8 protein-coding genes are annotated in these 4,455 nt (G+C 35.5%); 6 read left to right on the top strand and 2 right to left on the bottom strand.

Going from position 1 to position 4,455, the window contains the following annotated elements; translation table 11 throughout:
• Positions 1–322 precede the first annotated feature (322 nt).
• Entirely contained in the window at positions 323–652 is a 330-nt protein-coding gene (locus ACFIK6_RS09170; RefSeq protein WP_019220317.1) for a helix-turn-helix domain-containing protein, read from the bottom strand.
• 112 nt (positions 653–764) lie between these two features.
• Here ACFIK6_RS09170 and ACFIK6_RS09165 point away from each other — a divergent pair, with 112 nt between their 5' ends.
• Genes ACFIK6_RS09165 through ACFIK6_RS09155 form a run of 3 tightly spaced genes read left to right on the top strand, consistent with a single transcriptional unit; the run spans position 765 to position 2,242 of the window.
• On the top strand, positions 765–1,043 hold the full coding sequence (locus ACFIK6_RS09165; protein WP_375642655.1) for a hypothetical protein: 279 nt from the start codon (positions 765–767) through the stop codon (positions 1,041–1,043).
• A 10-nt stretch (positions 1,044–1,053) separates the two neighbouring features.
• On the top strand, positions 1,054–1,620 hold the full coding sequence (locus ACFIK6_RS09160) for a hypothetical protein (RefSeq protein WP_375677576.1): 567 nt from the start codon (positions 1,054–1,056) through the stop codon (positions 1,618–1,620).
• A gap of 10 nt (positions 1,621–1,630) precedes the next feature.
• On the top strand, positions 1,631–2,242 hold the full coding sequence (locus tag ACFIK6_RS09155) for a hypothetical protein (protein ID WP_375642657.1): 612 nt from the start codon (positions 1,631–1,633) through the stop codon (positions 2,240–2,242).
• Here the strand turns inward: ACFIK6_RS09155 and ACFIK6_RS09150 are convergent.
• Complete coding sequence (locus tag ACFIK6_RS09150) at positions 2,229–3,020, bottom strand: hypothetical protein (protein WP_375632835.1); 792 nt, start codon at positions 3,018–3,020, stop codon at positions 2,229–2,231. The two genes, ACFIK6_RS09155 and ACFIK6_RS09150, sit on opposite strands and share 14 nt — an antisense overlap.
• 75 nt (positions 3,021–3,095) lie before the next feature.
• On the opposite strand from ACFIK6_RS09150, the gene ACFIK6_RS09145 reads away from it, so the two are divergent.
• The 3 genes from ACFIK6_RS09145 to ACFIK6_RS09135 all read left to right on the top strand — a co-directional run.
• Positions 3,096–3,572 (top strand): crossover junction endodeoxyribonuclease RuvC, encoded by a 477-nt coding sequence (locus ACFIK6_RS09145; RefSeq protein ID WP_375677575.1) that lies wholly within the window; start codon positions 3,096–3,098, stop codon positions 3,570–3,572.
• Positions 3,559–3,924: a DUF1376 domain-containing protein gene (locus tag ACFIK6_RS09140; protein WP_375642659.1), complete on the top strand. Its 366-nt coding sequence runs from the start codon at positions 3,559–3,561 to the stop codon at positions 3,922–3,924. Before ACFIK6_RS09145 ends, ACFIK6_RS09140 begins: the two co-directional genes overlap by 14 nt.
• Before the next feature lie 52 nt (positions 3,925–3,976).
• Positions 3,977–4,455 (top strand): DUF1376 domain-containing protein (locus ACFIK6_RS09135; RefSeq protein ID WP_375677577.1); only part of this gene is annotated, 479 nt, incomplete at its 3' end.

Genomic DNA, 4,455 nt, shown 5'->3' with positions numbered 1-4,455 from the left:
TCTTCGAAGAAAGTTCCATATTTAGCGAGATTTTGCTCTTCATTTTCGCACATCACTAAGAGAATTTCATCAGAATTGATAAACACTGGTTTTTTCACAAATGCCTCCATAGAGCCTATTGGCAAAAGTTATTTTCTAAGATATGGAGTGAATATATGTAAAAAGTGCAAGTGTCAACATAAAAATGTAAAAAGTGCAAATTTATGTTAGGTATGTTTTTTTTTTAAGTGCACTATCCACAATTTATGGAGATACAAAATGCAAATAGTGGAACAAGATTCTAATCTTTTAAAAGGGTTTTCTCAGAAAGAAAAGGAAACTATTACTTATCTTTTGATTGCCTTAAAAACTCAATATATAAAATCACAGACTTCTTGTTTTCTTCAGAAAGATCACGATAAAAATTCATAAATTCTTGATCAACATCATTGAAGAAATTGGGGGGGGGCTCGTTAAAAAACTCAGCTATTTTAACTAATTCCCCAATACTTATGCTTCTTGACTTTCCATTTTTGTAAGGATTAATCATTCTGCTTATAGTGGATTGATGGATTCCCAAGTAGGCGGCTAGTTCTATTTGAGCACCATGTCCGCGCTCGTCTAATTTTTTTTCTAGCCATTGTTGGATACTTTTTTCAATATTGCTACTCATAATTTAAATATTATCCCTAAAAATACGTAAAATGCAAAAATGTGAAAGGTGCATTTTTTGTTGACATATGTAAAAAGTGCAATTATTTATTGCGCTGTTATGGAGATTACATATGCCTTCGAGATTAATTATAAAATATTTAGGTGGTTTCAAAACTGTAGCAACCATAGTGCAAAGAGATGTGTCATCTGTTTATAGATGGCGTGACATACCAGCAAAACACCAGCAAAAAATTTTAGATTACGCCCGTGAGCATGGGATAGATTTACGTCCAGAAGATTTTTTTTATCCGGAGCGCTTGCAGAGATTAATGCAAGAGCAACACCCCCCAATTACGAAAATTTGCAAAAGTTCCAGCGTTGATAGCGCGGGTGAGACTTTGCAGCATTAAGGAGATGAAGATGAGTTCGAATGAGATTTTATGGATAGCAGTGGTTTCAGTTTTGCTCTTAAGCGGAGTGATGTTTCGTATTGCATTGCATTATCGCGACCAAGTTAAAGCACTTAAAGAGCAGGTTAATAATCTTAAGAAAGAAATGAGAGGGAATGAGTTTAGGTATTTAAAGGAAACCAAGCAGACAATTGATGAATGTGATGCGGATCTTAAAGAACGTGACAAGCTAATTGAAGCACTGAAGCAAGAGATTAAAGAACGTGACAAGCTAATAAAAAAATTTAAGCAACAGACTGAAGAGCATGAAAAGGCGTTCAGAAATATAAGTGAAGTTGTGACGACACTCGAAGCAGATGTGCAATCACGTGATACGGAAATTGAAGACCTTAAGCAAAAGATAGATGCGTATCGAGAAGAGTTTAAACGGAAAAGTGAAAAGATAAAGGCACTAAAAGAAGATGTGCAATCACGTGATGCGGAAATTCAAAGACTAACACAAGAGCTTAAACAGCGTGATGAAGCAGTAAAAGCGCCGTCTCATAAGAATAAGAAGAGTAAGAAGAAGGGTAAGTGAGGAGAGAAAGATGAGTTTAGTAGCAATTGTTATTTCCTTAATTGCGAATGTGATTTCGTTTTATGCTGTTCATGACTCTTCTAAAAGAGTGCGAAGGCTTAGAAAAGAGCTAGCAGAAAAAAATGAGTTAATAACGTCACAAAAAGCATTGATGGAAGGACAGCTAGCAGAAAATGAAGAGAAAATACAACATTTACAAGAATTACAAGCAAACGTGCAAGAATGTTTAGAGAAAAGCACTAAAGGGCAAGAATGTGTGATGTCATATGAAAATATTTATGAAAATATTCAAGTCTCTAAAGCTGTTCGTACGCTTGTAAGAGAGTTTATAGAACTAAATCCCATTACAGATGAACAAGAAGATAGATCGCAGGAATTATTGCAACAATTAATGAGGGATGAGCAGACAAAGATTCAAGCAATTAAAGTTGTTAGAGCTTTTGAAGAATGGTTTATACCACGAAATACCATTACATTTGCACAACTAGACTATTGGCCGAGGTCTCAAGAGTTATTGGGGCATTTATTGGGGTTAAAGCCACTGACATGGGAAGATCTTGCTAAAAAAAGTCCTGAGGAACAACAGAGCTATCTCGTACCTGGGAAAACTATAGTGGATTGAAAGCATTTTTTAAACGAATACAGTGAGCGAAAAAATTCACTTTTTCTGGTGGATTTTCAGGATCTATAGCAGTGTGTTCCATAGTAAATATTAGATAAATTAATGGATTTTTCTTGAGAGGCGAAATGGTAAGAATTAGTTCTAATGAGCCAAAAGCTATGAGGCTAAATGGGTCAATATCTCCATGTATTAGAGGCTCTGTTTGGGGTTGTTTAAAACAGAGGTATTTGGAGCTTTGGGGCTGGATTTGGTATATATCTCCGAGGGGAAAAACGGTTGAATCAGTAAATCCACGATAGACTGCGTGAATAAATTTATAATTTCTATCATTCTCTATACTGATGGAATTAATTTTAATTATGTGTTTTGTAGGATTTGCAATGGTTAATAATATATCAATTAATAATTGTGATTTATTATCAGGATCATTATGCATCACTATACGCTGTACAAAAACATTAAGTTTTCTCTGCTCTAGAATTTCTGTCTGTTTTTCTAGAACGTTAGCAAGCTTTTCCATTGATATTGCTTGTTGTTTAGTTGAATTAGCTATGTCCATGGCATTAGCTAATTCTGTTTCAAATTTTTCTCGGTCTTCTCTTCTGAACTTTGCAGCTTCTATTCGATCTTCATTTCTTAAATTCAATGTCTGTTTAATAGAACGAAAAGAAAAAATTGCGGATAATAAAGCACCAACCGAAGAAAGTGCAGAAAATAATACAGAAAACGCTGAAAATAATACAGGATGCTGTTCTATCCAATTTAAAACTGCTTGCATATTTTACACACCGTTCTTTCTTTCATTTTCGGAAAAAAACAACCTAATAAAACACGTTATGTATGGAGTGGCACTGTGATTAACACGATTCTTTGTTTTGATCTAGGTACGAAGACGGGGTGGGCGATACGTGGTGCAAGTGGTGACATGTTCAGTGGTACCGTGAATTTTCAATCACGCCGTTTTGAAGGCGGTGGAATGCGTTATTTGCGCTTTAAGCAATGGCTATCAGAAATAAAGCAGACAGCAGGTCAAATTGACGCGGTGTATTTTGAAGAGGTGAGGCGTCATAAAGGTACAGATGCAGCGCATGTTTACGGAGGTTTGTTAGCAACGTTAACGGCGTGGTGTGAACAGCATCAGATACCGTATGAGGGGATACCAGTAAGTACGATTAAGAAAGCGACGACAGGCAAGGGGAATGCGTCGAAAGAAGAGATGATTAAGGCGGTGCGTGCAAAAGGGCACAATCCGAAAGATGATAACGAAGCAGATGCTTTAGCAATTTTATATTTAGTTAAAGAAAGGGAGGACATTCATGTCTATTATTAGAGTTCCTTGCGTAAGATTTTATTCCAATCAGTTTTTAAAAGAGCTTATGGGTTTGCAAGCAACAGAGAAAGGTGTTTACACAACATTAGTATTGCTTATGAAAGACAAGAAAGCGCCTCTTATAAATAATGTGTCTTATTTATCAGGTTGGTGCGGTTGTTCAGTAAGAACGTTTCAAAAGGCATTAAAAGCTTTAATAAGCACGGGTCATATTACACAATTAGAGAATGGCAGCTTATGGTATGGATCAATAGCCTTTGAATATGATGATAACAAATTTTCAGAGAGAGCTTCGAAAGCAGCGATAGCAAGGTGGCATAAGCACAAAGGGGAGGCAATACATGTCAACTAAATTACCATGGACGAGGCTTTTTTCTTCACAATGGATTGTTGATGTTAGTGGCATGAGTATAGTGGAAAAAGGTCTTTATATGACTCTTGTTTTATATATGTATGAAGAGCGCCGTCCTATTATTGAAGATGCACCAAAATTAGCACGGTGGGCTGGCTGTTCAGTGAGAGTTCTAAAAAACACATTAGACATCTTATTACGTGATGAGAAGATCATCCGTTTAGAAGATGGTCGTTTATGGAGTTTAAGAGTTGAAGAGGAACTCAATAACTCAAATGATAATTTAAATAAGTTTTCAGAAAGAGCACAAAAGGCAGCAAAGGCAAGATGGGATAAACATACAACTTATGATTGCAATGATGCTAAAAATGCTAATAGCAATGCTAATAGCAATGCTAATAGCAATGCACAAGCAATGCTAAATGATGCCATTAACAATAACATTAACATTAACAATATATATAAAAAAAATAAAACTAACGTTTTATTAAAAAAAGAAATTGATTTTGAAGATTTAGAAACAACCGATTT

Source organism: Bartonella sp. AS69XJJH, assembly GCF_042195585.1.
Classification (GTDB): Bacteria; Pseudomonadota; Alphaproteobacteria; order Rhizobiales; family Rhizobiaceae; genus Bartonella.
This window is presented reverse-complemented; position numbering and strand designations above follow the sequence as displayed.

Excerpts from the sequence above, each read along its gene's own strand:
- ACFIK6_RS09165 (WP_375642655.1), top strand. The coding sequence starts at position 765 with ATGCCTTCGAGATTAATTATAAAATATTTAGGTGGTTTCAAAACTGTA.
- ACFIK6_RS09155 (WP_375642657.1), top strand. The coding sequence starts at position 1,631 with ATGAGTTTAGTAGCAATTGTTATTTCCTTAATTGCGAATGTGATTTCG.
- ACFIK6_RS09140 (WP_375642659.1), top strand. The coding sequence starts at position 3,559 with ATGTCTATTATTAGAGTTCCTTGCGTAAGATTTTATTCCAATCAGTTT.
- ACFIK6_RS09160 (WP_375677576.1), top strand. The coding sequence starts at position 1,054 with ATGAGTTCGAATGAGATTTTATGGATAGCAGTGGTTTCAGTTTTGCTC.
- ACFIK6_RS09170 (WP_019220317.1), bottom strand. The coding sequence starts at position 652 with ATGAGTAGCAATATTGAAAAAAGTATCCAACAATGGCTAGAAAAAAAA.
- ACFIK6_RS09150 (WP_375632835.1), bottom strand. The coding sequence starts at position 3,020 with ATGCAAGCAGTTTTAAATTGGATAGAACAGCATCCTGTATTATTTTCA.